Below are 22,455 nucleotides of genomic sequence, written 5' to 3'. Positions count from 1 at the left end.
GGTCACAGCTCCGGCTTAGGCGCCTGGCCGGGCAGGTCGTCGGTGCCGATGGTCTGGATCTGCGCCGTGAGCGAGGCCGCGACCGAGTGGTCGATCTCGGGCTCGGGCAGGTGGTGCTCGCGCAGGACGATCAGCGACTTCGGCTCGAGCGGCAGCGTCTCGCCGGGGTTGAGCGGCTCGGTGTTGGCGCGCTCCCCCGCGGTGTCGACGTAGGCGTCCCACTTGGGGGCGTACTCGAAGTCGGGCAGCTGGAAGTCGACCTTGTCGTCGCCCGCGTTGAACAGCACGAGGAAGTGGTCGTCGCTGATCGACTCGCCGCGGCGGTCGCGCTCGCGGATGCCCTGGCCGTTGAGGAAGATCCCCACCGCCAGGCCGAAGCCGTTATCCCAGTCCTCGGGCTGCATGAGCGAGCCGTCGGGACGCAGCCACACCACGTCGGGGATGGGCGCACCCTCCTCCATCTTCACGGGGCGACCGTCGAAGAACCGGCTGCGACGGAAGGTGGGGTGCTGCTTGCGCAGACGCGCGAGGGCCGCGGTGAACTCGATGAGCGGGGTGTCGATGTTCGACCAGTCCACCCAGGTGATCTCGTTGTCCTGGGCGTAGCCGTTGTTGTTGCCGCCCTGCGTGCGACCGAGCTCGTCGCCGTGCAGCAGCATCGGCACACCCTGGCTGAGCAGCAGCGTCGCGATGAAGTTGCGCTGCTGCTGCGCACGGCGCTTGAGCACCTCGGGGTCGTCGGTGGGACCTTCGACGCCCATGTTGCTCGAGCGGTTGTGCGATTCGCCGTCGTTGTTGTCTTCGCCGTTGGCCTCGTTGTGCTTCTCGTTGTACGACACGAGGTCGCGCAGCGTGAAGCCGTCGTGGGCGGTGACGAAGTTGATGGATGCCACGGGGAAGCGACCGGAGTGCTCGTACAGGTCGGCGGAGCCGGTGAGGCGCGAGGCGAACTCGCCCAGGGCCTGCGGCTCGCCGCGCCAGAAGTCGCGGACGGTGTCGCGGTACTTGCCGTTCCACTCGGTCCACTGGGGCGGGAAGTTGCCGACCTGGTAGCCGCCGGGGCCCACGTCCCACGGCTCGGCGATGAGCTTGACCTGCGAGACGATCGGGTCCTGCTGCACGAGCTCGAAGAAGGCCGCGAGGCGGTCGACCTCATAGAACTCACGCGCGAGGGTCGAGGCGAGGTCGAAGCGGAAGCCGTCGACGTGCATCTCGAGCACCCAGTAGCGCAGCGAGTCCATGATCAGCTGCAGCGTGTGGGGATTGCCCACGTTCATGCTGTTACCGGTGCCGGTGTAGTCGGTGTAGTACCGCTTGTCGTCGTCTTCGAGGCGGTAATACGCCTCGTTGTCGATGCCGCGCATCGACAGGGTCGGGCCCATGTGGTTGCCCTCGGCGGTGTGGTTGTAGACCACGTCGAGGATGACCTCGATGCCGGCGGCGTGCAGAGCCTTGACCATGGCCTTGAACTCCTGCACCTGCTGACCGTGGTCGCCGGTCGAGGAGTAGGTGTTCTGCGGGGCGAGGAACGCGATGGTGTTGTAGCCCCAGTAGTTCGACAGCCCCTTCTCTTCGAGGGTGGAGTCGTTGACGAACTGGTGCACCGGCATGAGCTCGATCGCGGTGATGCCGAGCTTCTTGAGGTGCTCGATGACGGCGGGGTGGGCGATGCCGGCGTAGGTGCCGCGCAGCTCCTCGGGCACGTCGGGGTGCAGCTGGGTGAGGCCGCGCACGTGGGCCTCGTAGATGAACGACTCGGCGTAGGGGATCTTCGGCTGGCGGTCGCCCGACCAGTCGAAGAACGGGTTGATGACGACGCCCTTCATCATGTGGGCGGCGGAGTCCTCGTCGTTGAACGAGTCGGGGTCGCCGAACTCGTAGCTGAAGACCGACTGCCCCCAGTCGACCTGGCCCTCGACGGCCTTCGCGTACGGGTCGAGGAGCAGCTTCGCGGGGTTGAAGCGCTTGCCGTTCGCGGGGTCGTACTCCCCGTGCACGCGGTAGCCGTAGCGCTGCCCCGGCTGGATGTTGGGGAGGTAGGCGTGCCAGACGAACGCGTCGACGTCGATCAGCTCGAAGCACGTCTCCGTTCCGTCTTCCTCGAAGAGGCAGAGCTCTACCTTCTCCGCTCCTTCACTGAACAGGGCGAAGTTCGTCCCGTTACCGTCGTAAGTGGCCCCGAGGGGATAACTGGATCCTGGCCATACCTGCTGCACGTCGCTCACGATAGACCAGCGTCGTTTCCGCGAACCTCCGTGGTCACGGCAGTTGACACCCACCCCACCCCCGACTATGCGCGCAGGCCTCTATGCGCGTTCGGGCGGATGCCGCAGCAGCTCGATGCGTTCCGCGAGATACCGGTCGAGGGACATGAACCCCCCGGCGGCGCTCCACCGCACGAGGGGCTCGCCTCCGCGGATCGCCACGGGGGTGGACGACTCCCCCACCGCGTCCGGATCGATGGTGCGCCACCCGATGTGGATCGTCTCACCCTCGGGGACTCCGCCCCGTGCGGCCGCGGCGGCGAGTTCGGCGCGACGGCGTTGCGATTCGGCGGCGAATCCGCGACGCACCTCCGCACGCGAGCGCACGATGTCGCCGGTCGCCAGCAGAGCGTCGTCGGTCAGCAGCAGGACACCGAGATGCCAGGCCGTGCCGCGCGGCGCGATACGGGCCGAACGAGGGATGCCGAGCAGCCGGCGCCCCTCCTGCAGCTCGCCGAGACGTTCTCGCGACGCCCCGGACAGACGCGCGCGCGCCTCGTCGAGTACCGCGGACAAGCGTGAGGTGCTCATCGATCCGTTCCTTCGTCACGAGCGGCTTCGGCGCGCTCGACGGCTTCCGACGCCGCACGCACGGACTCGCGAGCACGGGTCTGCTCATCCTGGCGCTGCGCCAGCACCTCGTCGGCCGCGGCCGCCTCTTTCTCGGCGCGCGCGAGATCGGCTCGCAGGCCGTCCACGCGCTCTCGAGCGCGGGCGGCCCGTTCCGCCGCCGTTTCCGCACGCCGCCCGGCGGCGGCGCTCTCGCGCTCGGCATCGACTCTGGCCCGCTCCGCCTCACGGACGGCTCGTTCCGCGGCCTTCCGCGCGCGACGCGCGGCGAGGTCGTCGCGCGGGGCGGCAGCCTGCGGGACGGCCGCGGGAACGGAGCCGGCCACCGCCTCCGCGAGCGTTCCGTCGCCCATCTCCGCGAGGTCGACCGCCGAGGTCAAGCGCCCGGTCAGCACGGCCGCCGCGACCGTCTCGTCGACCACCGCAGCGTTCACGGTCTTCTCGACGGCATCCGACATCGCCGCGCTCAGGGGGGTCCCGGCCTCGGCGGCGAGCTCGCCCGCGCGGCGGGCGAGGGCGGCGACCAGCTGTCGACGCTGCCGCCCCAGTCGCCCGAGCTCCGCGGCATCCAGGTCGTCCTGAGCTTCGTGCAGAGCGCGGGACAGCTCCACGGCCTCGCCGAGCTGACCGTCGCGTACGAGCAGGTTGACCGCCCACGCGGCGACCGTGGGCTTGCGCAGCTTGGCGATCCTCCGCCCCAGCACCCCGCCCTCGGCGGCGCGGTCATTGCGGGCGGCAGTGAACCTCGCGGGCGGAAGAGCGAGAAGTTCGGCGGCGACCTCGTCGAGGCGGGCGTCGTCGTCGCTCATCGGTCCATTGTGTCGCCCTCGTCAGAGCGAGACCACCCCGGGGTGCGCGCCGCGGATCTCGCGGTGCAGGCGCTCCATCCTCGTGTCGAGCTCGGCCGCGGTATCGGCGGCGTTCTTCAGCTCGGCGAGAAGGTCGTCGGGAACCAGCCGGTCGTACTTGTAATAGATCTTGTGCTCGAGACTCGCCCAGAAGTCCATGGCGATCGTCCGGAACTGCACCTCGACGGGAACGTCCACGCGGCCGGTCGAGAGGAAGACGGGCACCTCCACGATCACGTGCAAACTCTTGTACCCGTTGGGCTTGGGGTTCGCGATGTAGTCCTTGACGTCGCGGACGGTGATGTCGTCCTGCCGCGTGAGCAGCTTCGAGAGCCGATACGCGTCGTCGATGAAGCTGCAGGTCACGCGGATGCCGGCGATGTCGGTGATCGACGCGCGAATGGAGTCGAAGTCGGTCTCGATGCCCTTGCGCCGCACCTTGTCGACCAGACTGTCCGGCGACTTCACGCGACTCGAGACGTGCTCGATGGGGTTGTACGCGTGCATCTCCTGGAACTCTTCGCGCAGGATCGAGATCTTCGTCTCGACCTCGGCGAGCCCGAAGCGGTACTCCATCAGGAACCGCTGGAACTCGTCGCGCATCGCCCGCAGGTCCGCACTCGAGACGGTGATCTGCTGTTCGTCCAGCGGGTCCGACATGCGGTCGACGCTAGCGAACACGACTACGAGGTCGCTGGGAGCGTCAGCTCCGGCGGGGTTCGATGCCGCCGGCACGCGGCAGCAACTCGCCGTCGACGACGTCGATGCCGATCAAGCCGTGGAACACCTCGGGTAGATCGTCCGGGTCGTTCCCCGATTCGGGGTTCCGAGGCATAGGGGGATTTGTCACGGCGCCCTCCTTCCGTGCAACACCCCCTACTGTGCCAGGAGCCGCCGCCACGCCCGGCCGTCTTGACACCTGGCATCCCGCCGCGTACCTGCGACGCCCCCTGGCGTATCGTGGGCCGCATGGGGACCATTCACTACGGCGGCAGCGGCACGACGGTGCACATCGAAGACCGCGCCCTGGCTCACCTGAAAGTCGTCATCTCGACCAAGCTGCGCCGCGGCGAGAGCTTCACGCTGTCGTGGCGGCACCGCGACGACGAGGAACGCGGTCGCAGCACGCTCTGGCTGCACCCCGCCATCCCGCTGCGCTTCGTCTTCGACGACAGCGAGCCGACGACGCTGAGCCGCGAGTGGATCGAGCGGCTGGCCGATTCGGCGAACTCCTCGGGCGGCATCATGCTCGTGCCCGAGGACATCACCCCGGCGGAGCAGACGGAGAAGAGCTAGCGCTCAGCCCTCTTCGACGAGGGCGTCTTCGCTGGGCTCGGGCGTGATCGCCAGGCCGTTGGGGCCCGAGGCCGCGAGCATCAGGTCTTCGACCCAGACGCGGTTGATGCGGGGCTGGCGGCTGCCGTAGAAGTGGAACTGGATCGGCACCGAGGGGTGCATCCAGAAGCTGCGGCGACCGCTGCCGTCGCCGACCTCGACGTCGAACATGAACGACTCGGAGCGCCGAAGCTTGTTCATCACGACGATGCGCAAGTGCGCAAGCGTGCGGTCATCGATGTCGACCGCATTGGCAACGGTGTCGTAGATGAATCTGCCCATGCGACCGAGCCTATCCGAGGAACGCACCGTCAGCCGCTTTCCGGGATGCCACGTCGCGTCGCGCGAATCAACCCCGCCGGGGGGCCTCTCGGGGCCCGACTAACGTACCCGTGTGGGAACGCTCTACTACGGCGACGTCGCCGCGCCGATCGAGATCGAAGATCGCGCTCTGGCTCACGTCAAGGTCGTCATCGCAACCAAGCTCCGCCGCGGCGAGAGCTTCACCTTGTCGTGGACGCACGGACCCGCCCAGGAGGTGGGGCGCAGCACCGTGTGGCTGCACCCCTCGATTCCGCTGCGGTTCGTCTTCGACGAGCCCGAACCCGCGCTGCTCAGTCGCGCGTGGATCGAAGCGCTGGCCACCTCGGCGAACTCGTCGGGCGGCCTGCTGTTGGTGGACGAGCCGGAGCCCCGCGGCTCCTGAATCAGTCCCGCGGGAGGCCCAGGATCTCGCGAGCCCCCTCTTCGACGGCGGTGGGCACGACCAGGGGTCGCCCCGCCGAGAAGGCCTCCCATTCGCGCAGCACGACGGCTTCGATCCGCGACGGATCCTCGAGCGGATAGTCGGACCTCAGCCGGGCGATGACGGCGCGGAAAGAGGCGACCTCGATTCCGTCCACCTGATGGACGAGGTCGGCGCCGGTAGCGGGGGAAACCGCGTCGCTTGCGCTCTCGTCCATGGCCCCCATGCTCTCACGCCCGACCTGCGTGCTCGGCCGTCCCGACGGAGAGCGCGGGCGAGCTCGGCGCGTGCTCAGTGCGCGGCTTCGGCGTCGACCGGGTGCGGGTCGACCTGGTCGACGGCATCCTGGAGCCGACCGAGGCACGCGATCACCGCAGCGCTCTCTTCGGGGGTCATATCGACGACCGCCGCCATCATGCGCGTGTGCATCGACCCGAGAGTCGCGCGCACTTCTTCGTCGCTCGCAGCCGTGGCCACGATGTAGATGCTCCGACGATCGGTCGGGTGCGGCACGCGGGTGACGTGACCGGTCTTCTCGAGGCGGTCCACGATTGCGGTCGTGGATGCCGTGGACACCCCGAGGTAACGGGTGAGCTCGCTCGGCGAGACCTGACGCTGCTGCCCCGCCGCTTTGATGAGGTAGCGCAGCACCAGCAGCTCGTTCTCGCCCATGGACATCGACTCGCGCGTGCGACGCCGCATCGCGACCTCGGCGGCGCGGTACACGCGGAAGGCTTGGAGGACTTCGACCGCTCGACGGCGGCGATCCTCTTCGCTCGCGCCGTACCAGTAGCGCGACTCGGACCCTGTTTCCACCAGGGCATCCTATGTCAGGCTCCGCGTCCAGCCCCCTGCCGGTGCACGGGAAGGACAGGTAGCATCTAACTAGAACGGCTATCTACTTGATTGGCGTGAAAGACAGTAGCTCACCGAGGAACGCGAGGAGGAGAGATGAAAGACGCGGCTTCCGCCGACGACGTCGTCAAGGCTCTCAACGACCTCACCGATTCCGGTGTCGCCTCCGAGCGCGCCGCGCTGCACTCCCTGGGCATCGGCCCGAACGACGCGAAGGTGCTGCGCTTCCTCCTCCAGCGCTCCGCCGACGACGAGCCTGTCACCCCCCGCATCCTCGCCTCGATGCTGAGCATCTCGTCGGCGGCCACGACGGCGCTGATCGACCGCCTCGCCGACGCGGGGTGGGTGGAACGAGAGCCGTACCCGGGTGATCGGCGCTCCATCGTCGTCCGCGAGACGATTCCCGCCGACTCCCCCGCCCGCCGCGTGCTGTCGGTGCGCAGCGCGTCGGCCGCCGCGGCCGCCGGGCGGCTCGGTCCCGCCGAACGGCGGATCGTCGCCGACTTCCTCGACGACATCGCCCGCGGTGAGAAGCAGGACATCGACGACATGTCGGCAGACGAAGAGGCGCCCCGCGCGTCCTGATGAGCAGGAGACGGGACGCCTCGAGGGTCACTCGGTGGAGCGACCGGTCTCGTTCTGCAGGCGATCGATCTGCTCCGACGCCTCCGCCTTCGTCAGGTCGGCGGGGATCTCCTCGCCGGCTTCACGGGCGAGGGTGTCGAGGTAGCTGCGCTGCGGGGCGGTCATGGGCTCGTCGCCGGTCACCCAGTCGGACGGGTCCTTCTCGGCGGGGTTGTCGCCCTCGCGGACGGCACCCAGGGTCTCTTCTTCGCGGGAGGTATCGCTCATGCAGGAAGGCTAAGCGGGGCCGACGACACCGGAGCCGGGATTGACAGGACGCTCAGCCGGGTAGGGCATTCTGGTCGGATGCCCGAGGACTCGCGACCCGCCGACGTCGACGTCGACACGCTCCGCCGGGGGCCCTCACAGACCCGGGTGACGCGTGTCTCGACGGGCTCGGGGACCGGGCGCCCATTCGTCCTCATAGCCGGTATCGGCGTCGCGTCGACCTACTTCGAATTCCTCGCACCGCTGCTCGCCGAGAAGGGCGAGGTCTACGCCCTCGATCTCCCGGGTTTCGGCGGGGTCCCGGCATCCGGGGAATCCCCCACCGCCGCGTATTTCGCCGACCAGGTCGAGGGAGTGCTCGACCATTACGGTCTCGAGAATCCGGTACTCATTGGACACTCGATGGGGACGCAGGTGGTCACCGAGGTTCTGGCGCGGCGTCCCGACCTCTCGCACGCGGTGCTGGTGAGCCCCGTCGTCGACGAAGCGGAGTCCACTGCGATCACCCAGGGCGTGCGATTCGTCCAGTCGACGGTGCGGGAGTCGCTGCACATCGCGCTCCTGGCGGTCTCGGCGTATCTCCTGTGCGGTTTCCTCTACTTCTTCGAAGCCCTGCCCCACATGTTGCGCTACCGCATCTCCGACCGCATCGGCGAGGGCCGGGCGACTCTGCTGCTCATCCGCGGCGAGTTCGACCGCCCGTCGCCGCGCCGCCTGCATTCCCGCCTCGTCGCCCGCGCGCATCGCGCCCGACGGTGGGAGATCGAGGGGGCCGCGCACTGCGTCGTGAACAGCCACGCCGTCGGGGTGGCGCGTCTCGCCCTCCGGCACGCCGACGACGAGCTTCCCCCGAAAGGACGGATGCCGGCGGCCGAGGCCGCCGTGCCGCCCGCCGCGCACTCCGACCTGCGAATGGTGCTCGGCGCCATGCTGAGTCGCCTGGCGGAGTGGATCAGCGCGGCACGCCACGACGAGGACGGCGTCGAGCGGGCGAAAGCGCGTCATGCCCGCGTGCTGTGGGACGCCTACCGCCCGAGCCGCTGAGGCGGCGCTAACCCGGGGAGCCCCCCGGGGCAACCCCCGCGACGGCCCCGAAGCCGACGCGGAGCATGGAAGGGTGTCGACTCGCCCGTGCACCGCCCGCTCATGACCGTTCCCGCCTCCCTCGACCCGCGCCGATGGTGGTCCGACGCGGTCACCGCCGATCGCCTGCTGCTCGCCGCCAAGACGGCCGCGGCCGCCGCTCTCGCCTGGTACCTCGCCCCTCTCGTGCCCTTCGCGCAGAGCGAGTACTCGTACTACGCCCCGCTCGGGGTGCTCGTGAGCATGTATCCGACGGTCGCGCGTTCCGCGTCGAGCGGCGCGCAGGCCGTGATCGGTCTCGCACTCGGCATCGGGTTAGGACTGGGCAGCCTCGCCGTCGTGGGCACGGGTCTGCCCCGTATCGTCGCCGTCGCCCTCGTCATCTTGATCGGAGTCTTGCTCGCGGGCGTGCGGGCCCTCGGCGTCGGGCGGGACTGGGTGGCGATCGCCGGTCTCTTCGTCCTACTGCTCGGCGGCGCCGATCCCGACGGATACTCGGTGTCGTACCTGGTGACGATGGCTTTCGGTGTCGTGGTCGGCGTCGTGGTCAACCTCGTCGTGGTCCCGCCGCTGCGCGTCAAGAAGGCCGACGACCGGCTGAGCCGGCTTCGGGACGCGCTCGGCGACGTCCTCCGTGCCATGTCGTCGTCGCTCGCGGGACGCTCCTTCGACCCCGAGGCCGCGGACCGGGCCGCCGCCGACCTGGAGGGGACCCTCGTCGAGGTGCGGGAGGAGGTCGATCTCGCCGACGAGAGTCGCCGCTACAACCCGCGCGGGCGACGGTTGAAGACGCCGCGCGACCTGGGTCGGCGACGACTCGACGCCTTGACGGGCACGGCCGACGCGACCCGCGAGCTCGCCGGCGCTCTGGCGCGGCTCACCGCGGGCCCCGACGTCGACACCCGCCTGCCGGGCGACGCGCGACGCCTCCTCGCCGATGCGATCGAGAGGGTGTCCCGCCTGGCCACCACGCCGCCCGAGCCGCAGGCCACGGCCGGCGAATTGCGCGCCGCGGAGACCGCCCTGACCCGCTACACCGAGAGCCTGCGCTCCCTCGACGCGCAGGACGAACCTCTCGACGCGTGGGAGGCCGCCGTGAGTCTGCGCCGCGTCATCGCGGCGTGCGGACCGTTCTCGGATCCGGATGCCGACACCGCGGCGCGGTGACGGGAATCTGCGTCTGGATCAACCCACGCGCCCGGTCACCGCATCCAGCGCGCGGTCGAGGGCGACGGCTGTCGCACGGCGCACAGCCGCGGGCACCGCGGCGAGGAAGCCGCCGACGAAGGTGTCTCCGAGACCGATCGTGGTGGGCTGCGCGGTGTCGACGACGTAGGCCGCGACCCCGACCGCTCCGCTGCGCTGCCGCGCGGCTTCGACGACCGCCGCACCGCCCGCGTGACGGGGCGACCGGGCGGTGACCTCGAGATCGGCGGCGGTACAGGAGTCGCCGAGGCGGTAGCGCGTCGCGGCGGTGCGCACGGCGCTCTCGAGTCCCGCCGCGTGCCGGGCCGCCGAGGGGCCGACCGCGATCGCCCAGAAGGTCGTGTGCACGACCAGCGTCCGCGCCGGGATGAGCTCGTGCACCTCGGCGAGGGCGGCGACGACGTCGTCGGGCGAGAGCAGGTCGACGGGTCGCCCCAGGTACTCCTGCAGCTCGTCCTCGTTCATGCCGTACACGTCGATGCGCTCGAGGAGCCGCGCGCGCACCCGGGCGGCGAGCTCGCGGTGGTAGAAGCCCGCGTCCTCGTAGTAGATGAGAGCCTCGGCGGGCAGGCGTCTCATCGCCGAGACGAGATCGTCGAGCCGGGCCTCGAGCAGGTCGGCATCCTGCATCGTGTTGAACCCCGAGACGAGGAACGCCGCAGCCCCCTCGAGGGCGTCGCCCAGATCGGGGGCAATAGCCATCTCGCGGTTGGGGGCGTCGTTGGCGAAGATCAGGCGGTTCGACGCCGGCGCCGTCACCGCCCCGTCGACGAGGCGCACCGTGGCGCCCGCGGGATACTGCACGATGAGGTGCGGATCGAGGGTGTCTCGCGTGGCCGACGAGACGATGCTCATCGAGGCCGGAAGCAGGCGCCGCACGTTGTCGTCGATGCTCACGAGGTGCTGCACGGTGGGCACGCCGATGCGATCGAGGGCGATGCCCGCCCGCACCCCGGTTCCGCCGAGCGTGATCGTCTTGTCGAAGTGCGCCGCGAAGGTCTCGACGATCTCCGATGACAGCACGAAGCGCTCGCCTCCCCCGCCCGTGGCGAGGAAGGCGAGCACCGTGACGACGAGCGCGCGCTCGTCGATGATCGGCGTCGTGGTGGTCAACTCGTCGAGACGGATGCCGTGCTGCGCAGCCAGGGCCGTGAGCACCTCGGCATCCCACCGGATCTCGTAGTCGACGGTGCCGCCGAGTCCGAGGACGAGGTCTTCCGCCATGACGTCGATCACCGTCCGATCAGTAGAGGTCGACCGTGCCGGCAGCGCCGAACAGGTCGATCTTCTCAGCGGCCGTGACCTTCATCGCCGCGATGCACTCGGGCTGGATGGCGTTGGGCTCGCGCAGACGGCGATCGGTGCCGAGTACCTCGCGCATGCGGTCGTGGTACGCCACCTTGATGTCGCTCGAGATGTTGATCTTGTTGATGCCGAGCGACACCGCGCGGGCGAGCTCGGCGTCGGGGTTGCTCGAGCCGCCGTGCAGCACGAGCGGGATGCCGACGGCCGCCTTGATCTGCTCGAGCAGGTCGTGGCGCAGCTCGGGGTTCTTCTCGGCCGGGTAGAGCCCGTGCGAGGTGCCGATGGCGATGGCGAGGCTGTCGACCCCGGTCTGCTCGACGAAGCGCACCGCATCGTCGACGTTGGTGTAGATGATCTCGGCCGCGCCCGACTCTCCGTAGCTGTCGTTCGCGCCGATGGTTCCGAGCTCCCCCTCGACCTGCACGCCGACGGCGTGGGCGGCCTCGACGACCTTGCGGGTGAGCGCCACGTTCTGCTCGAACGGCTCGAGCGAGGCGTCGATCATGACCGAGGTGAAGCCGGCCTTGATCGCGGTGATGATCTGCTCGTACGTTCCGCCGTGGTCCCAGTGGATGGCCACGGGCACGCTCGAGCGGTGCGCGCGGGCGTGCATCGCCGGGATCAGGTCGGTGGTGATGTGCGAGACCTCGTCGGGGTGGATGGCGATGATGACCGGAGCGTTCTTCTCCTCGCTGATGTCCATGATCCCGGTGAACATCGCCCAGTCGCTGATGTTGAAGGCCGGGATGGCGAAGCTGTGGGCGTTGGCGACGTCGAGGATGGACTTGCCGGTGTAAAGCACGGATGACTCCTTGTTCGGGGTTGGGTAGGCGGCGGTCAGCTCTTCACCGAGCCGGCCGTGAGGCCGCTGATGAAGAAGCGTTGGAAGAAGAGGAAGAGCACCAGCACCGGGATCGAGCCGAGGATGCTCATCGCCATGATCTGGTTCCACTCGTAGGAGTGCTGGCCCATGAGCAACTGGATGCCGATGGGCACCGTGCGCATGTCGATGGTGCGCGTGAGGGTCAGGGCGAAGAGGAACTCGTTCCACGCGATCATGAACGTGTAGATGCCCACCGAGACGATGCCCGGGATCGAGATCGGCACGAGCACGCGCCACAGGGCCGTGAAGGAGCCGGCGCCGTCGACGCGGACCGCCTCGTCGAGCTCCTTCGGGAGGGTGTTGAAGTACCCGGTCATCATGATGATCGCGTAGGGCAGCGTGAACACCATGTACGTGAAGATCAGGCCCGGATAGGTGTTGTAGAGGCCGAGCCCGACCATCAGGCCGAAGTACGGGATGAGCAGCGTGATGGGTGGGACCGCCTGGACGCTGACGATGATGACGTTGACGATCCGCTTGCCGCGGAACTCGAAGCGGCTGAACGCGTAGGCGGCCTGGATCGCGACCAGGAGCGTCAGGATCGTCACCGCTCCCGCCACGACGTAGCTGTTGATGAAGAACCGCACCGTCTCGGGGTTGGTGAAGATCGAGATGTAGGCGTCGAACGAGAACGTGTCGGTGATCAGCCGCGGCGGCAGCTCGAAGATCTGCGTGTTCGACTTGAACGAACTCGACAGCATCCACAGCACGGGACCTGCGGCGAACACCGCGCCGATGAGCAGGCCGACGAGCACGCCGGCTTGGGCGAAGCGACGGCGCGTGGCCGTACGGGTGGCGCGCGGGCGCGCGGGGGTGGTCAGGGCCATGGTCAGTCCCTCGCCTTCTGGTGGCGGACGTAGAGCACCGCGACGATCATCGACATCGCCAGGACCAGCACCGCCGAGGTGGAGGCCATCGAGAAGTCGTACTTCGCGAACGCGAGCTTGTAGGTGAACGTGCTGAGCATCTCGGTGACGTCGATCGGACCGCCGCCCGTGGTCAGCCAGATGAGCGCGAACTGCTGGGACGTCCAGATCAGGTCGAGCAGCACGAGGCTGACGATGATCGGGCGCAGCTGCGGGACGGTGACGTTCCAGAACCGTTGGACGGGGCTGGCGCCGTCGACGGTGGCGGCCTCGTACAGATCGCTTGGAATGCCTTGGAGACCCGCGAGCAGGCTCACCATGAAGAAGGGGTAGCCGGCCCAGATGTTGATGAAGGTGACGGTGCCGAGAGCGAGCTGCGGCGAGGCGAGCCACTCGATGTTCGTGTTCAGCAGGAAGTTGACGATGCCGTTGGGGGCGAGCAGCATGCGCCACAGCACCGCGATCACGGCCACCGTGAACAGCCACGGCAAGACGTAGAGGCCGCGGAAGATCGCCCGGGGGACGGCGCCGATCAGTCGGCTGTTCAGCAGCAGGGCGAACGACAGTCCGAGCACGAGGTGCGCGGCGACGCTCGTGAGGGTGAAGAAGAGGGTGTTGCCGGTGGCCTTCCAGAAGCCCGGGTCGGTGAGGATCGCGACGTAGTTGTCGACCCCCACCAGGTCGGGGCTCTTGTTCAGGATCACGTTGTCCTGGAAGGAGTACCCGATCACCATGACGATCGGGACGATCATCAGGACGAAGAGAAGGATGAGGGTCGGCGAGAGGAAGACGTATGCCTCGCCGGCCTTGCGGAGCTGCCGGGTGCGGCGCGAGGCGGGCCGTCCGGTGACGATCAGCTCGGTATCGGGAGGCGTGAGGGTGCGCATGGTCATGAGGTGCGGCTTTCGCTGAGCGGGATGCCGCACCGCGAGCGGTGGCGATGCGGCATCCCGGTTCGGGGTCGGATCAGAACTCCGACGTCCATTCGTCCTGCGTCTTCTTGAGGGCGTCGCTCATCGACTCCTGGCCGTCGAGCGCCGACTGGAACTCCGTGCCGAACTGGCGCATCAGTTCCTCTGCGACGGGCAGACCGGTGAACTCGTTCGCCGGGTAGCCCTTCTTGTAGATGTCGAAGGCGGTCTTGAACAGCGCGTCGTCTTCGACGAAGGTCGGCACGCTCTCGGTGTTGCCCGGGAAGGCCTTGGCCATGGTCGACAGCTCGCTGTTGACGTCCTTGCCCATCAGGAACTGCACCAGCTTGAAGGCGGCGTCCTTGTGCTCGGAGTTCTCGGCGACGCCGATGCCCCACGAGGCGTAGGGGATCCCGCGCTCGCCGGTGAACCCGTCCTTCGCGGGGATCGCCGAGATCGAGAAGGTGAGATCCGGGTTGGACTGACGGATGAGGTTGATGTGCGCGAGCGAGTCGATCATCATGCCGACGCGACCGTTGGTGAACTCCTCGACCTTGTCCTGCTCCTTCATGGTGAAGGAACCCGGGGCGATGACCTTGTCATCCCACATCTGCTGGATGAAGTCGGTGGCCGAGGACACGTCACTGTTGGTCAGGTCGGGCTGGCCGTCCTTGAGCATCGAGCCGCCCGAGGCCCAGACCCACGACATGACGTCGTTCTGCACGCCGTTGGGGGCTTCGAGCGACAACGGGAGCACCCAGCCCGACACGTCGCCGCCGAGGGCCGTGATCTTCTTGGCCGCGTCGGCGAACTCGGTCCGCGTTGACGGCGGGGCCGACACTCCGGCCTGGGAGAGCAGGCCGTCGTTCGTGAACATGGGGTAGACGAAATTGACCACCGGGATCATGTACGTGCTGCCGTCGACCTTGATCTGGCTGGCGAGCTGGCTCTCGTCGTAGCCGGAGTCGCTCATGAGCTTCGAGAGGTCGGCGATGACGCCCTGCTTGGCGAAGTCGCTGACCCATGCGCCGTCGAGGCCGACGACGTCGGGCATCGTGCCCGATGCCGCCCCGGCGAACAGCTGCTCCTTGGTCGAGGCGTAGGGTCCGCTCACCAGGTCGACCTTGATGCCCGGGTTCTCTTTCTCGAACTCATCCATGAGCCCGCGGAACTGTCCGTCTCCCAGCTCGGGCTCCCACCACTGGGCGAACTCGATCGTGACGTTCCCGTCGGAGGACGTGCCCGAGCTGTTCGACGAGCACCCCGCCATCGCCAGGAGGGTCGTGGCCGCTGCTGCGACACCGACGAGCTTGATGGCGTTCCGACGCCGGCGCCCGCTGTTGTCCATCGTTTCTCCTCGTTGAGATCTGCCGCATTTCGCGCCGTTCTGCGCGTTCTTGCGTCTTTCAGCACGAGTATGCGCTTCGTTGCCGGGTCTCGCAAGAGTTCGATGCACATTCGTGATTATTCGAGCGCATAGCGGCGCTGATGGCAGCAAAAAGCGCGGAACCCGTGCCGTTCTTTGCGGCTTTTCCACAAAATCTGAGGACGAGCGAACGCCGCTGTGCTAGAGATGACGGCATGGACGCATCCACAGCCACGGTCAAGCGGCGCCTCCCGGCCGGGCGCAAGGCCGAGCTCGCGGCGTACGTCGCCGAATCAGGTCAGGTGACCGTCGTCGACCTCGCCTCGCACTTCGGCGTCTCGATCGACACCGTCCGCCGCGACCTCGACCAGCTCGATCGCGAGGGGATCGTCGTCCGCACCCACGGCGGCGCCGTGAGCGCCATGTCGGTACCCGGTCGCGATCGCGGACTCGACGTGCGGCTGCAGATGCAGATCTCCGAGAAGGAGCGCATCGCCGCCCTGGCCGCCGACCTCGTCGAAGACGGATCGGTGCTGATGCTCAACGCCGGGACCACGACGCTCGCGGTCGCCCGTGCCCTGCGCAACCACCGCAACCTGACGATCGCGACGAACAACCTGCGCATCCCCGCCGAGATCTCGCCCAGCGTCTTCCGCGATCTCTACATCTTCGGCGGAGCCGTCCGCACCATCACCCAGGCGACCACGGGGCCGGTGACCCTGGCGATGAACTCCCACACACCCGAAGTCGACATCCGCTGCGACTACGCGCTCATCGCCGTCGGCGCCGTCGACGGATCGGGTTTCTCGACGAGCAACCTCGGCGACGCCACCATGATGAGCGAGATGATCCAGCGTGCGGATCGCACCGCCATCCTCGCCGACTCCTCGAAGCTCGACCGCCGCCTCTTCGCGCAGGTCGCCCCGCTCGAGACAGCCGACTACCTCATCACCGACGCCGAGCCCTCACCCGAGCTGGCGGCCGCCCTCGCCGACGCCGGCGTGACCGTCCTGACCCCCTGATCAGGACGCGTGCAGGGGTTACGCGAAGGAGCTCGTCGGGCCCCGACGCGGTCTTCGCGGCGTTCACCTCGCAACAAGGGGCGAGGCCGCACCCGGCCTCGCCCCTTCCCGTCAGGCGACCACGCGCTCCGGCGCGGGTGCCTCGTCGTCGAACTCCACCTCGGGCGGGCGGCGGCGGAACCCACGGGTCAGCACCGCGAGCCACACGATGCCCACGCCGATCCACACGAGACCGACCGTGAGCGCCAGCGCCGACAGGCTGAACCACAGCCAGGCGGTGAGCGCGAAGCCGAGGGCGGGCAGCACGCCGAAGCGCAGCACGGCCGCTGCTCCCCGACCACGCTCGTCGACGAGGAAGTGCTTGATCACCGACAGGTTGACGAGCGAGAACGCGGCGAGGGCTCCGAAGCTGATGAGGGATGCCACCGTGTTCAGATCTGCGAAGAGCGCGGCCAGCGAGACCACGCCGACGAAGATCGCCGCACCGATCGGCGTCTGATAGCGCCGGCTCAGTCGGGCGAAGAAGCGCGGCAGCACGCCGTCGCGCCCCATGGCGAAGAGGATGCGCGAGACGCTCGCCTGCGAGGCGAGGGCCGCCGCGATGCACCCGGCGATGTACGCGACGAGGAAGAAGACCTCGAGCCAGCGCCCGGCGGCGACCTCCATGATCTGGTTGGCCGCGGCATCCGGATTCTCGATGTCGGCCACGTTCGGGATCACCAGAGTGGACACGTAGGCGATCACGGTGAAGATGAGTCCACCGATGATCGTGGTGAGGATGATCGCGCGGGGCACGGTGCGCTCGGCGTCGCGGGCCTCTTCGGAAAGGGTCGAGATCGCGTCGAAACCGAGGAACGACAGGGCGAGCATCGCGGCTCCCGCGAGCAGGCCCGGGAAGGTGAGGCCCGCGTCGTAGAGCGGCTGCAGCAGCGAGACGCCGGGGTTCTGCGCGACGTGCAGCAGGGCGCACACGACGAAGACGGCCGCGAACACCAGCTGCAGGCCGACCAGGACGAGGTTGGCGTTGCGCACGACCGTGATGCCGACGATGTTGAGACCCGTGATCAGCAGCACACCGGCGAGGGCGAATACCCACGGCGGGATGCCGGGGAACTGCGCGTTGAGGTAGATGCCCATCAGCACGTAGTTGATGAGCGGGAGCAGCAGGTAGTCGATCATGAGCGACCAGCCGGTGAGGAAGCCGACGGTGCCGCCGAACGCGCGCCGGGCGTAGGTGTAGGCGCTGCCCGCGCGCGGGAACGCCGTGACGAGGGCGGCGTAGCTGAACGCGGTGAACAGCATCGCCACGAGGGTGACGAGGTAGGCCGTCGGCACGTGACCGCCGGTCGTGACGGCGACGAGGCCGTAGGTGGTGAACACGGTGAGGGGCACCATGTACGCCAAGCCGAAGACGACGAGGGAGGGGACTCCCATGACTCGCCGCAGCGAGGTGTCGGATGAGGACATGCGGTTTCCTGTTCGGGGTCGGAAAGAGCGGTTCAGAAGGTGCGGATGCCGCGTCGCCAGGTGCCCCGGATTCGGGCATCGGCGATGCGGTCGGCGGGGCCGCGGCGCACGTCGCGGTCGAGCCAGACGAGGTCGGCGCGCATGCCGGGACGCAGGGTCCCGCGGATGGCGTGATCGCCGGCCTGGTGGGCCACGCCGCTCGTGGCGGCGTCGATGGCTTCGGAGAGGGTGAGACGTTCGTCGGGCTGCCAGCCCCCGGCCGGCTGACCGTCGGGGTCTTGACGGGTGACGGCGGTGCGCAGGCCGAGCAGCACGTCGGGTGAGGTGACGGGCCAGTCGCTGCCGAAACTGAGACGGGCTCCCGCGTCGCGGGCCGCGCGCATGCGGTACTGCCGCTCGCGGAGGGGGCCGAGGCGCGGCAGCGTCAACTCGGTCATGACCGCGTCGGCCATCGCCCACTGCGGTTGGAAGCAGAACGTCACGTCGAGGTCGGCGAGCCGCGGCAGGTCGACGGGGTCGATCACCTGCGCGTGCGCGATGGTGAACCGCCGACCGCGGCGCACGCTCTCGCGGATCCCCTCGGCGGCGTCGAGGGCGGCGCGCACGGCCGCGTCGCCGATCGCGTGCAGGTGCACATCGAAACCGGCGGCGTCGCACGCGGCGACCGCGTCGACGAGCTGATCGGGGTCCCAGTTGGGAAGTCCCCGTGTTCGAGCGTCGTGGTAGCACTCGAGCAGGTGGGCCGTACGGTTCTCGACGATGCCGTCGACGAAGAACTTCACCGTGCGGCAGGTGAGCCCGGGCTCGCCCCGGACGATCGCCGCGACCCGAACGAGCTCGTCGAGATGGCCGGGCCACCGTGCCGGATCGGCCCGCAGGGCCAGATCGACGTCGACCCGCAGGCGACCGGACCGCGCCGCGGCGATCCAGGCCGGCACGTCGTGCGTCTCGGTCCACGCTTCCTGCACCCAGGCGATTCCGTGCGCGGCGAGGACCTCGGTGGCCGCGGCGAGCGCCTCGACGTCGTCGCGCATCGAGGAGCGGGGGGCGCGGTTGAGGACCAGGTCGATCGCCGGACGCTCGACGAGGGTTCCCGACGGGGAGCCGTCGACTCGGCGCACGAGTCGTCCGAGCTCGGGGTCGGGGGTGTCGGCATCCAGTCCCGCTTCTCGCAGCGCCGCGGTGTTGACCCAGGCGGTGTGGTAATCCCACGCGTGCAGCACGACCGGGCGGTCGGGAACGGCCGCGTCGAGCCAGCGCGCGTCGAACATCCCGCCGGGGGCGACGGTGGCGTCGTAGCTTCCGCCGATGAGCCAGGGGGCGTCGCTCAGCGCAGCCCATGCGCGGACGCGCTCGAGGATCTCGTCGACGCTGCCGGCGTCGCGCAGGGCGGGGCCGGTGCGCTCTCGACCGGCGAGCAGCGGGTGCGCGTGACCATCGCCGAAAGCGGGCAGCAGCAGCCCGCCCTCGAGGTCGATGTGCTCGGCGTCGTCGGGCAGCGGATGCCGAGCCTCGGCCACCGCACCGTCGACGACGACGAGTCGATCGACGTCGGCTTCGTGCCCGTCGATTCGAATCGTTCCGCCCGTGAAGACGATCGCCATGGAGACTCCCTCGTGTCCTGCGCTGCGAGAAACATACAGCGTAGGTTTAAGGAACGCTACGGCTTCACCGTCATCGGCCGGATGAGTTTCGTCAGGTCGTCACCGAGGTCTTACACGCCCGAAACACGCACCATCGCGTAGCGTGGGCAGACCCGACCGAAAGGCTCCGCCGTGGCCCGGCCGTCCCAGCCCAAGCTCTCGCGCGAGGCGATCGCCCGCGCCGCCCTCGCCCTCGTCGACCGCGACGGGACCGACGGCGCGAGCATCCGCCGGGTCGCCGACCGCCTCAAGGTGCACCCGACCTCGCTCTACAACCACGTCCCCAACCTCGCCGCGCTCATCGAGGACGTGCGAGCGCTGGTCTCCTCGCGCATCGACTCGTCGTTCCTGCGGGAGCGCGAGTGGGAGGAGGGGCTGGCGCTGTGGGCCCGGTCGTACCGCGACGCCTTCCGCCGGCATCCGAAGACGATCCCCCTGCTCATGTCCCACAGCTCGTCGACGCCGCTGCTGATGTCGCAGTACGAGGACTTCGCCATCGCCGCGGAGCGTGTGGGGTGGACGAGCGACGACATCCTGCCCCTGCTCACGGCGTTCGAATCGTTCATCCTCGGCAGCGTGCTCGACATGAGCGGCCCGACGGTGATGTTCGACCCCACCGGACAGGAGGCGGACGTGCCGCGCTTCGCCGCGGCCTACGCCACTCTCGAGCGCCACGACCCGGCCGATCCGGTCGCCACGCGGGCATTCGAACTCGGCCTCTCGCTGCTGATCGCGGGAGCACGCCCCCGCCCTGCCGCGTGAGCCCGACTCACATGCGCGCGTAGCGCGCGCGAGCGAAACAGAACAGGCCGTACACGACGAGCCCGGCGCCCACGAGCCAGAGCACGATCTGACCGAAGGGCAGCCCCGCCAGCGAGCGCAGCGCCGCGTCGAGCCCGCCGGCCGCGTTCGGGTCGTGCGCGAACGCCGCGACCAGGAAGAGGATCCCCGCGACGCCCACCGCGATGCCCTTGGCGATGTAGCCCACCATGCCGAAGGTTCGGATGCCGCGTCCCGCCGTCCCGCCGGGGCTCGAGATGTTCTTCATGAACGCCTTGGTGACGCCGCGGACGACGAAGGCGACGCCGATGACGGCCACCGCCAAGCCGATGATCACGAGGAGCACGACTCCGGCGGGCGTCGCCATCAGCTGGGCGCTCATGGTGCGCGTCTGCTCCCCCGAGTCGGAGCGGCCGCCCGAGACGACGGTGAAAGCGGTGACGGCGATCGCCCCGTAGGCGACGGCGGTCCCCACGTCCTTGGCGCGGTGCGCCCAGCGCTTCTTGGCGTCCGGGTCGCGCTCGGCGACGGCTTCGGCGACCTGCCAGACGGCGAGGGCGGCGAGGCCGATCACGATGACCCACAGCAGCAGCATCCCCGCGGGAGCCTGCGCGACCTGCCCCAGCGCCCCGCTCTGGTCGGCGCTCTCACCGCCGCCGCCGGTGGCGATCGAGATCGCGATCACCCCGATGAGCAGGTGCAGCAGGCCCAGCACCACGTAGCCGATGCGCGCCGCCACGCGGAACGCGGTGGAGTCCTGCGCCTTGTCGGCGGCGGCGGAAGCGGAGGCGGAGGCGGAAGTCATCCGGGCACGATAGCGCTCACGCGGCCGCGTCGACCACCCGTTGCGCGCGACGCACTCGCCACACTTCGACGAGAGCCCACACCAACGTCGACACGGCCACCCCCTCCAGGAACCCCGCGGTCACATCGGAGAGCCAGTGCGCGTGGAGGTACGTGCGACTCCACATCATCAGCAGCACCCACACCGCCCCCGCCGCCCAGATCCACCCTCGGCGCAGGATGAGAGCCAGGGTGATGGCGATGGTGGTCGCCACGGCGGTGTGCCCCGAGGGGAACGAGGTCGCCTGGGTCTCGGCGAGAGAATCGGACGGTCGGGCGCGGGCGATCACGGACGCGAGTGGAGCGCCGATGAGCACGACGAGCGCGATCGCCCCCGCGACATTGAGGGCGTCCCACGGCCGCTTGACCAGGAGGAAGACGATCGTGGTCGAGATGCCGATCACGATCATGCCGATCGTGCCGCCGACGGTGGCCGGGATCCACGCGACGATCACCGCCACGGGATTCGCCTGCGCGGCCATCGCGTCATCCCACCACTGGTCGAAGGCCAACGGAGCGCCGCCGTCGAGGTCCACGGCCACGCGCAGCGCCACGAAGAGTACCGTCGCGACCACGCCCACGATCAGGGCGACGGGGCGACGCGCGTCGACCCTCGGCCGATCGGGCAGGATCGCTGATTCGTCGGTGGTGGCATCCATTCGGGAATCGTGTCAGGTCGGGACACTCGAACGGTAGCCATTGCCGACCGGGCCGAGAGCACTCCGCTGGACGCCCCGACCCGTCGACGGGTTCGCCCGTCAGGCCCCGCGTTCCTCGTTGATGGAGTTCGCCCCGTCGACGACGAGCAGCTGGCCCGTGATGTACGACGCCTCGCGGCTCGCGAGGAACGCCACGGCCGCGGCGACTTCGGTCGGGGTTCCCGATCGACCGACCGGAGTGGCGGCTCCCATCGCGATCTCGTGCGCGCTCGACGACGACGTCGCGATCCATCCGGGAGCCACCGCGTTGACGGTGATGCCCGCCGCCGCGACGTCGACGGCCGCGCCGCGGGTCAGCCCGAGCATGCCGGCTTTGGCCGCGTGGTACGCGACATCTCCGGTGTAGGCCATGACGGGACCCGAGATGGATGCCACGTTCACCACGCGACCGTATCCGGCGGCCCGCATGCCGGGCACGACCGCCCGGGTCATGCGCAGAGCCGTGGTGAGGTTGCGGTCCAGGGACATGGCCCACTGGTCGAGGGTGATGTCGTCGATCGCAGCCGGCGAATCGGCCGTCGACACCGAGGTCATGCCGGCGTTGTTGACGAGGACGGTCGGTTCGCCGAACGCCTGACGCGCCGCATCGAGGACCACCTCCACTCCGCGCGGATCCGTCAGGTCGGCCGCGACGCCGCGGGCGTCGACCCCGGCGCGGCGCAGCTCAGCCACGCGCTCCTGGATGCGGTCGGTGGTGGACGTCACGATCACCCGCATGCCGGCGCGCCCGAGGGCGAGCGCGGTCGCCGCGCCGATCCCCTCGGCGCTTCCGGCCCCGCTCACGATGGCGATGTCTGTCGGTGCGGGCATGGCGCTTCTCTCTCCGGGTGAGGGCGAGGCGGTCCGACGAGAGGGCGGCCTCGAGCGACATCTTGTCACGAATATAGTGAAT

Annotated in this window: 26 protein-coding genes; 7 read left to right on the top strand and 19 right to left on the bottom strand. The window is 69.1% G+C overall.

The window, feature by feature from the left end; genetic code table 11:
• Positions 1-2: 2 nt before the first annotated feature.
• The 5 genes from glgX to OVA26_RS04545 all read right to left on the bottom strand — a co-directional run bounded on the left by glgX (position 3) and on the right by OVA26_RS04545 (position 4,532).
• Positions 3-2,225, bottom strand: coding sequence for a glycogen debranching protein GlgX (glgX, locus tag OVA26_RS04565; protein ID WP_268103210.1), 2,223 nt, complete (start codon positions 2,223-2,225; stop codon positions 3-5).
• Positions 2,226-2,306: 81 nt separating this feature from the next.
• Positions 2,307-2,795, bottom strand: a complete 489-nt coding sequence (locus OVA26_RS04560; RefSeq protein WP_268103209.1) for a glutaminase — start codon at positions 2,793-2,795, stop codon at positions 2,307-2,309.
• Positions 2,792-3,643 (bottom strand): transposase, encoded by an 852-nt coding sequence (locus tag OVA26_RS04555; protein ID WP_268103208.1) that lies wholly within the window; start codon positions 3,641-3,643, stop codon positions 2,792-2,794. The genes OVA26_RS04560 and OVA26_RS04555 overlap by 4 nt, the downstream gene beginning before the upstream one ends.
• Before the next feature lie 21 nt (positions 3,644-3,664).
• The gene (locus OVA26_RS04550) at positions 3,665-4,342 is read right to left on the bottom strand and encodes a GTP pyrophosphokinase (protein WP_268103207.1); all 678 of its coding nucleotides are present in this window, start codon (positions 4,340-4,342) and stop codon (positions 3,665-3,667) included.
• A 43-nt stretch (positions 4,343-4,385) separates the two neighbouring features.
• Positions 4,386-4,532, bottom strand: coding sequence for a hypothetical protein (locus OVA26_RS04545; RefSeq protein WP_268103206.1), 147 nt, complete (start codon positions 4,530-4,532; stop codon positions 4,386-4,388).
• A 119-nt stretch (positions 4,533-4,651) separates the two neighbouring features.
• Here OVA26_RS04545 and OVA26_RS04540 point away from each other — a divergent pair, with 119 nt between their 5' ends.
• Positions 4,652-4,978 carry a DUF7882 family protein gene (locus OVA26_RS04540; RefSeq protein ID WP_056226107.1) on the top strand — a complete coding sequence of 109 codons (327 nt, stop codon included), beginning with the start codon at positions 4,652-4,654 and terminating at the stop codon, positions 4,976-4,978.
• 3 nt (positions 4,979-4,981) lie between these two features.
• Here OVA26_RS04540 and OVA26_RS04535 read toward each other — a convergent pair whose 3' ends face one another.
• Complete coding sequence (locus OVA26_RS04535; RefSeq protein ID WP_056226105.1) at positions 4,982-5,299, bottom strand: DUF7882 family protein; 318 nt, start codon at positions 5,297-5,299, stop codon at positions 4,982-4,984.
• Between the two features lie 112 nt (positions 5,300-5,411).
• Here OVA26_RS04535 and OVA26_RS04530 point away from each other — a divergent pair, with 112 nt between their 5' ends.
• Positions 5,412-5,723, top strand: a complete 312-nt coding sequence (locus tag OVA26_RS04530) for a DUF7882 family protein (RefSeq protein WP_268103204.1) — start codon at positions 5,412-5,414, stop codon at positions 5,721-5,723.
• Between the two features lies 1 nt (position 5,724).
• Here the strand turns inward: OVA26_RS04530 and OVA26_RS04525 are convergent, their stop codons facing one another.
• Together OVA26_RS04525 and OVA26_RS04520 are read right to left on the bottom strand one after the other, a co-directional pair.
• On the bottom strand, positions 5,725-5,979 hold the full coding sequence (locus tag OVA26_RS04525; protein WP_268103203.1) for a hypothetical protein: 255 nt from the start codon (positions 5,977-5,979) through the stop codon (positions 5,725-5,727).
• A 74-nt stretch (positions 5,980-6,053) separates the two neighbouring features.
• On the bottom strand, positions 6,054-6,578 hold the full coding sequence (locus OVA26_RS04520; protein WP_268103202.1) for a MarR family winged helix-turn-helix transcriptional regulator: 525 nt from the start codon (positions 6,576-6,578) through the stop codon (positions 6,054-6,056).
• A gap of 135 nt (positions 6,579-6,713) precedes the next feature.
• Between OVA26_RS04520 and OVA26_RS04515 the strand changes: the two genes are divergently transcribed.
• On the top strand, positions 6,714-7,202 hold the full coding sequence (locus OVA26_RS04515; RefSeq protein ID WP_074696379.1) for a MarR family winged helix-turn-helix transcriptional regulator: 489 nt from the start codon (positions 6,714-6,716) through the stop codon (positions 7,200-7,202).
• Between the two features lie 27 nt (positions 7,203-7,229).
• Here OVA26_RS04515 and OVA26_RS04510 read toward each other — a convergent pair whose 3' ends face one another.
• On the bottom strand, positions 7,230-7,469 hold the full coding sequence (locus OVA26_RS04510; RefSeq protein ID WP_056226090.1) for a DUF3072 domain-containing protein: 240 nt from the start codon (positions 7,467-7,469) through the stop codon (positions 7,230-7,232).
• 78 nt (positions 7,470-7,547) lie between these two features.
• Between OVA26_RS04510 and OVA26_RS04505 the strand changes: the two genes are divergently transcribed.
• Entirely contained in the window at positions 7,548-8,513 is a 966-nt protein-coding gene (locus tag OVA26_RS04505) for an alpha/beta fold hydrolase (protein WP_268103201.1), read from the top strand.
• Positions 8,514-8,615: 102 nt separating this feature from the next.
• Positions 8,616-9,719 carry an FUSC family protein gene (locus OVA26_RS04500; protein WP_268103200.1) on the top strand — a complete coding sequence of 368 codons (1,104 nt, stop codon included), beginning with the start codon at positions 8,616-8,618 and terminating at the stop codon, positions 9,717-9,719.
• Between the two features lie 18 nt (positions 9,720-9,737).
• Here OVA26_RS04500 and OVA26_RS04495 read toward each other — a convergent pair whose 3' ends face one another.
• From OVA26_RS04495 to OVA26_RS04475, 5 genes are all read right to left on the bottom strand, one after another.
• Positions 9,738-10,994 (bottom strand): ADP-dependent glucokinase/phosphofructokinase, encoded by a 1,257-nt coding sequence (locus OVA26_RS04495; protein WP_268103199.1) that lies wholly within the window; start codon positions 10,992-10,994, stop codon positions 9,738-9,740.
• A gap of 7 nt (positions 10,995-11,001) precedes the next feature.
• Positions 11,002-11,865, bottom strand: a complete 864-nt coding sequence (locus tag OVA26_RS04490) for a ketose-bisphosphate aldolase (protein ID WP_268103197.1) — start codon at positions 11,863-11,865, stop codon at positions 11,002-11,004.
• 35 nt (positions 11,866-11,900) lie between these two features.
• Positions 11,901-12,773: a carbohydrate ABC transporter permease gene (locus tag OVA26_RS04485; RefSeq protein WP_056226079.1), complete on the bottom strand. Its 873-nt coding sequence runs from the start codon at positions 12,771-12,773 to the stop codon at positions 11,901-11,903.
• Positions 12,774-12,775: 2 nt separating this feature from the next.
• The gene (locus OVA26_RS04480) at positions 12,776-13,705 is read right to left on the bottom strand and encodes a carbohydrate ABC transporter permease (RefSeq protein ID WP_056226076.1); all 930 of its coding nucleotides are present in this window, start codon (positions 13,703-13,705) and stop codon (positions 12,776-12,778) included.
• 73 nt (positions 13,706-13,778) lie between these two features.
• Positions 13,779-15,071, bottom strand: a complete 1,293-nt coding sequence (locus OVA26_RS04475; protein WP_268103196.1) for an ABC transporter substrate-binding protein — start codon at positions 15,069-15,071, stop codon at positions 13,779-13,781.
• Positions 15,072-15,304: 233 nt separating this feature from the next.
• On the opposite strand from OVA26_RS04475, the gene OVA26_RS04470 reads away from it, so the two are divergent.
• Entirely contained in the window at positions 15,305-16,111 is an 807-nt protein-coding gene (locus OVA26_RS04470) for a DeoR/GlpR family DNA-binding transcription regulator (protein WP_268103195.1), read from the top strand.
• A 111-nt stretch (positions 16,112-16,222) separates the two neighbouring features.
• Here the strand turns inward: OVA26_RS04470 and OVA26_RS04465 are convergent, their stop codons facing one another.
• Both OVA26_RS04465 and OVA26_RS04460 read right to left on the bottom strand, forming a co-directional pair.
• On the bottom strand, positions 16,223-17,578 hold the full coding sequence (locus tag OVA26_RS04465; RefSeq protein ID WP_268103194.1) for an APC family permease: 1,356 nt from the start codon (positions 17,576-17,578) through the stop codon (positions 16,223-16,225).
• A gap of 32 nt (positions 17,579-17,610) precedes the next feature.
• Positions 17,611-19,182 carry an amidohydrolase gene (locus OVA26_RS04460; protein WP_268103193.1) on the bottom strand — a complete coding sequence of 524 codons (1,572 nt, stop codon included), beginning with the start codon at positions 19,180-19,182 and terminating at the stop codon, positions 17,611-17,613.
• A gap of 171 nt (positions 19,183-19,353) precedes the next feature.
• On the opposite strand from OVA26_RS04460, the gene OVA26_RS04455 reads away from it, so the two are divergent.
• Positions 19,354-19,983: a TetR/AcrR family transcriptional regulator gene (locus OVA26_RS04455; RefSeq protein ID WP_268103191.1), complete on the top strand. Its 630-nt coding sequence runs from the start codon at positions 19,354-19,356 to the stop codon at positions 19,981-19,983.
• A gap of 7 nt (positions 19,984-19,990) precedes the next feature.
• On the opposite strand, the gene OVA26_RS04450 is transcribed toward OVA26_RS04455, so the two are convergent.
• The 3 genes from OVA26_RS04450 to OVA26_RS04440 form a co-directional block, all read right to left on the bottom strand.
• Complete coding sequence (locus OVA26_RS04450) at positions 19,991-20,806, bottom strand: DUF1206 domain-containing protein (protein WP_268103189.1); 816 nt, start codon at positions 20,804-20,806, stop codon at positions 19,991-19,993.
• A gap of 16 nt (positions 20,807-20,822) precedes the next feature.
• Complete coding sequence (locus tag OVA26_RS04445; protein WP_268103187.1) at positions 20,823-21,503, bottom strand: phosphatase PAP2 family protein; 681 nt, start codon at positions 21,501-21,503, stop codon at positions 20,823-20,825.
• A gap of 99 nt (positions 21,504-21,602) precedes the next feature.
• Positions 21,603-22,373 (bottom strand): SDR family NAD(P)-dependent oxidoreductase, encoded by a 771-nt coding sequence (locus OVA26_RS04440; protein ID WP_268103185.1) that lies wholly within the window; start codon positions 22,371-22,373, stop codon positions 21,603-21,605.
• Positions 22,374-22,455: the final 82 nt, after the last annotated feature.

The sequence above is a fragment of the Microbacterium sp. SL62 genome, from assembly GCF_026672635.1.
In the GTDB taxonomy this organism is placed as follows: domain Bacteria; phylum Actinomycetota; class Actinomycetes; order Actinomycetales; family Microbacteriaceae; genus Microbacterium; species Microbacterium testaceum_A.
Note: the sequence above shows the minus strand (reverse complement) of the source record. Positions and strands in the feature narration are given on the sequence as shown.

Bases quoted from the DNA above. Each gene is read 5' to 3' on its own strand.
- OVA26_RS04560 (WP_268103209.1), bottom strand. From the start codon at position 2,795: ATGAGCACCTCACGCTTGTCCGCGGTACTCGACGAGGCGCGCGCGCGT.
- OVA26_RS04480 (WP_056226076.1), bottom strand. From the start codon at position 13,705: ATGACCATGCGCACCCTCACGCCTCCCGATACCGAGCTGATCGTCACC.
- OVA26_RS04450 (WP_268103189.1), bottom strand. From the start codon at position 20,806: ATGACTTCCGCCTCCGCCTCCGCTTCCGCCGCCGCCGACAAGGCGCAG.
- OVA26_RS04460 (WP_268103193.1), bottom strand. From the start codon at position 19,182: ATGGCGATCGTCTTCACGGGCGGAACGATTCGAATCGACGGGCACGAA.
- OVA26_RS04505 (WP_268103201.1), top strand. From the start codon at position 7,548: ATGCCCGAGGACTCGCGACCCGCCGACGTCGACGTCGACACGCTCCGC.
- OVA26_RS04515 (WP_074696379.1), top strand. From the start codon at position 6,714: ATGAAAGACGCGGCTTCCGCCGACGACGTCGTCAAGGCTCTCAACGAC.
- OVA26_RS04470 (WP_268103195.1), top strand. From the start codon at position 15,305: ATGGACGCATCCACAGCCACGGTCAAGCGGCGCCTCCCGGCCGGGCGC.
- OVA26_RS04500 (WP_268103200.1), top strand. From the start codon at position 8,616: ATGACCGTTCCCGCCTCCCTCGACCCGCGCCGATGGTGGTCCGACGCG.
- OVA26_RS04535 (WP_056226105.1), bottom strand. From the start codon at position 5,299: ATGGGCAGATTCATCTACGACACCGTTGCCAATGCGGTCGACATCGAT.
- OVA26_RS04550 (WP_268103207.1), bottom strand. From the start codon at position 4,342: ATGTCGGACCCGCTGGACGAACAGCAGATCACCGTCTCGAGTGCGGAC.
- OVA26_RS04525 (WP_268103203.1), bottom strand. From the start codon at position 5,979: ATGGACGAGAGCGCAAGCGACGCGGTTTCCCCCGCTACCGGCGCCGAC.
- OVA26_RS04540 (WP_056226107.1), top strand. From the start codon at position 4,652: ATGGGGACCATTCACTACGGCGGCAGCGGCACGACGGTGCACATCGAA.
- OVA26_RS04555 (WP_268103208.1), bottom strand. From the start codon at position 3,643: ATGAGCGACGACGACGCCCGCCTCGACGAGGTCGCCGCCGAACTTCTC.
- OVA26_RS04445 (WP_268103187.1), bottom strand. From the start codon at position 21,503: ATGGATGCCACCACCGACGAATCAGCGATCCTGCCCGATCGGCCGAGG.
- OVA26_RS04465 (WP_268103194.1), bottom strand. From the start codon at position 17,578: ATGTCCTCATCCGACACCTCGCTGCGGCGAGTCATGGGAGTCCCCTCC.
- OVA26_RS04475 (WP_268103196.1), bottom strand. From the start codon at position 15,071: ATGGACAACAGCGGGCGCCGGCGTCGGAACGCCATCAAGCTCGTCGGT.
- OVA26_RS04440 (WP_268103185.1), bottom strand. From the start codon at position 22,373: ATGCCCGCACCGACAGACATCGCCATCGTGAGCGGGGCCGGAAGCGCC.
- OVA26_RS04510 (WP_056226090.1), bottom strand. From the start codon at position 7,469: ATGAGCGATACCTCCCGCGAAGAAGAGACCCTGGGTGCCGTCCGCGAG.
- OVA26_RS04485 (WP_056226079.1), bottom strand. From the start codon at position 12,773: ATGGCCCTGACCACCCCCGCGCGCCCGCGCGCCACCCGTACGGCCACG.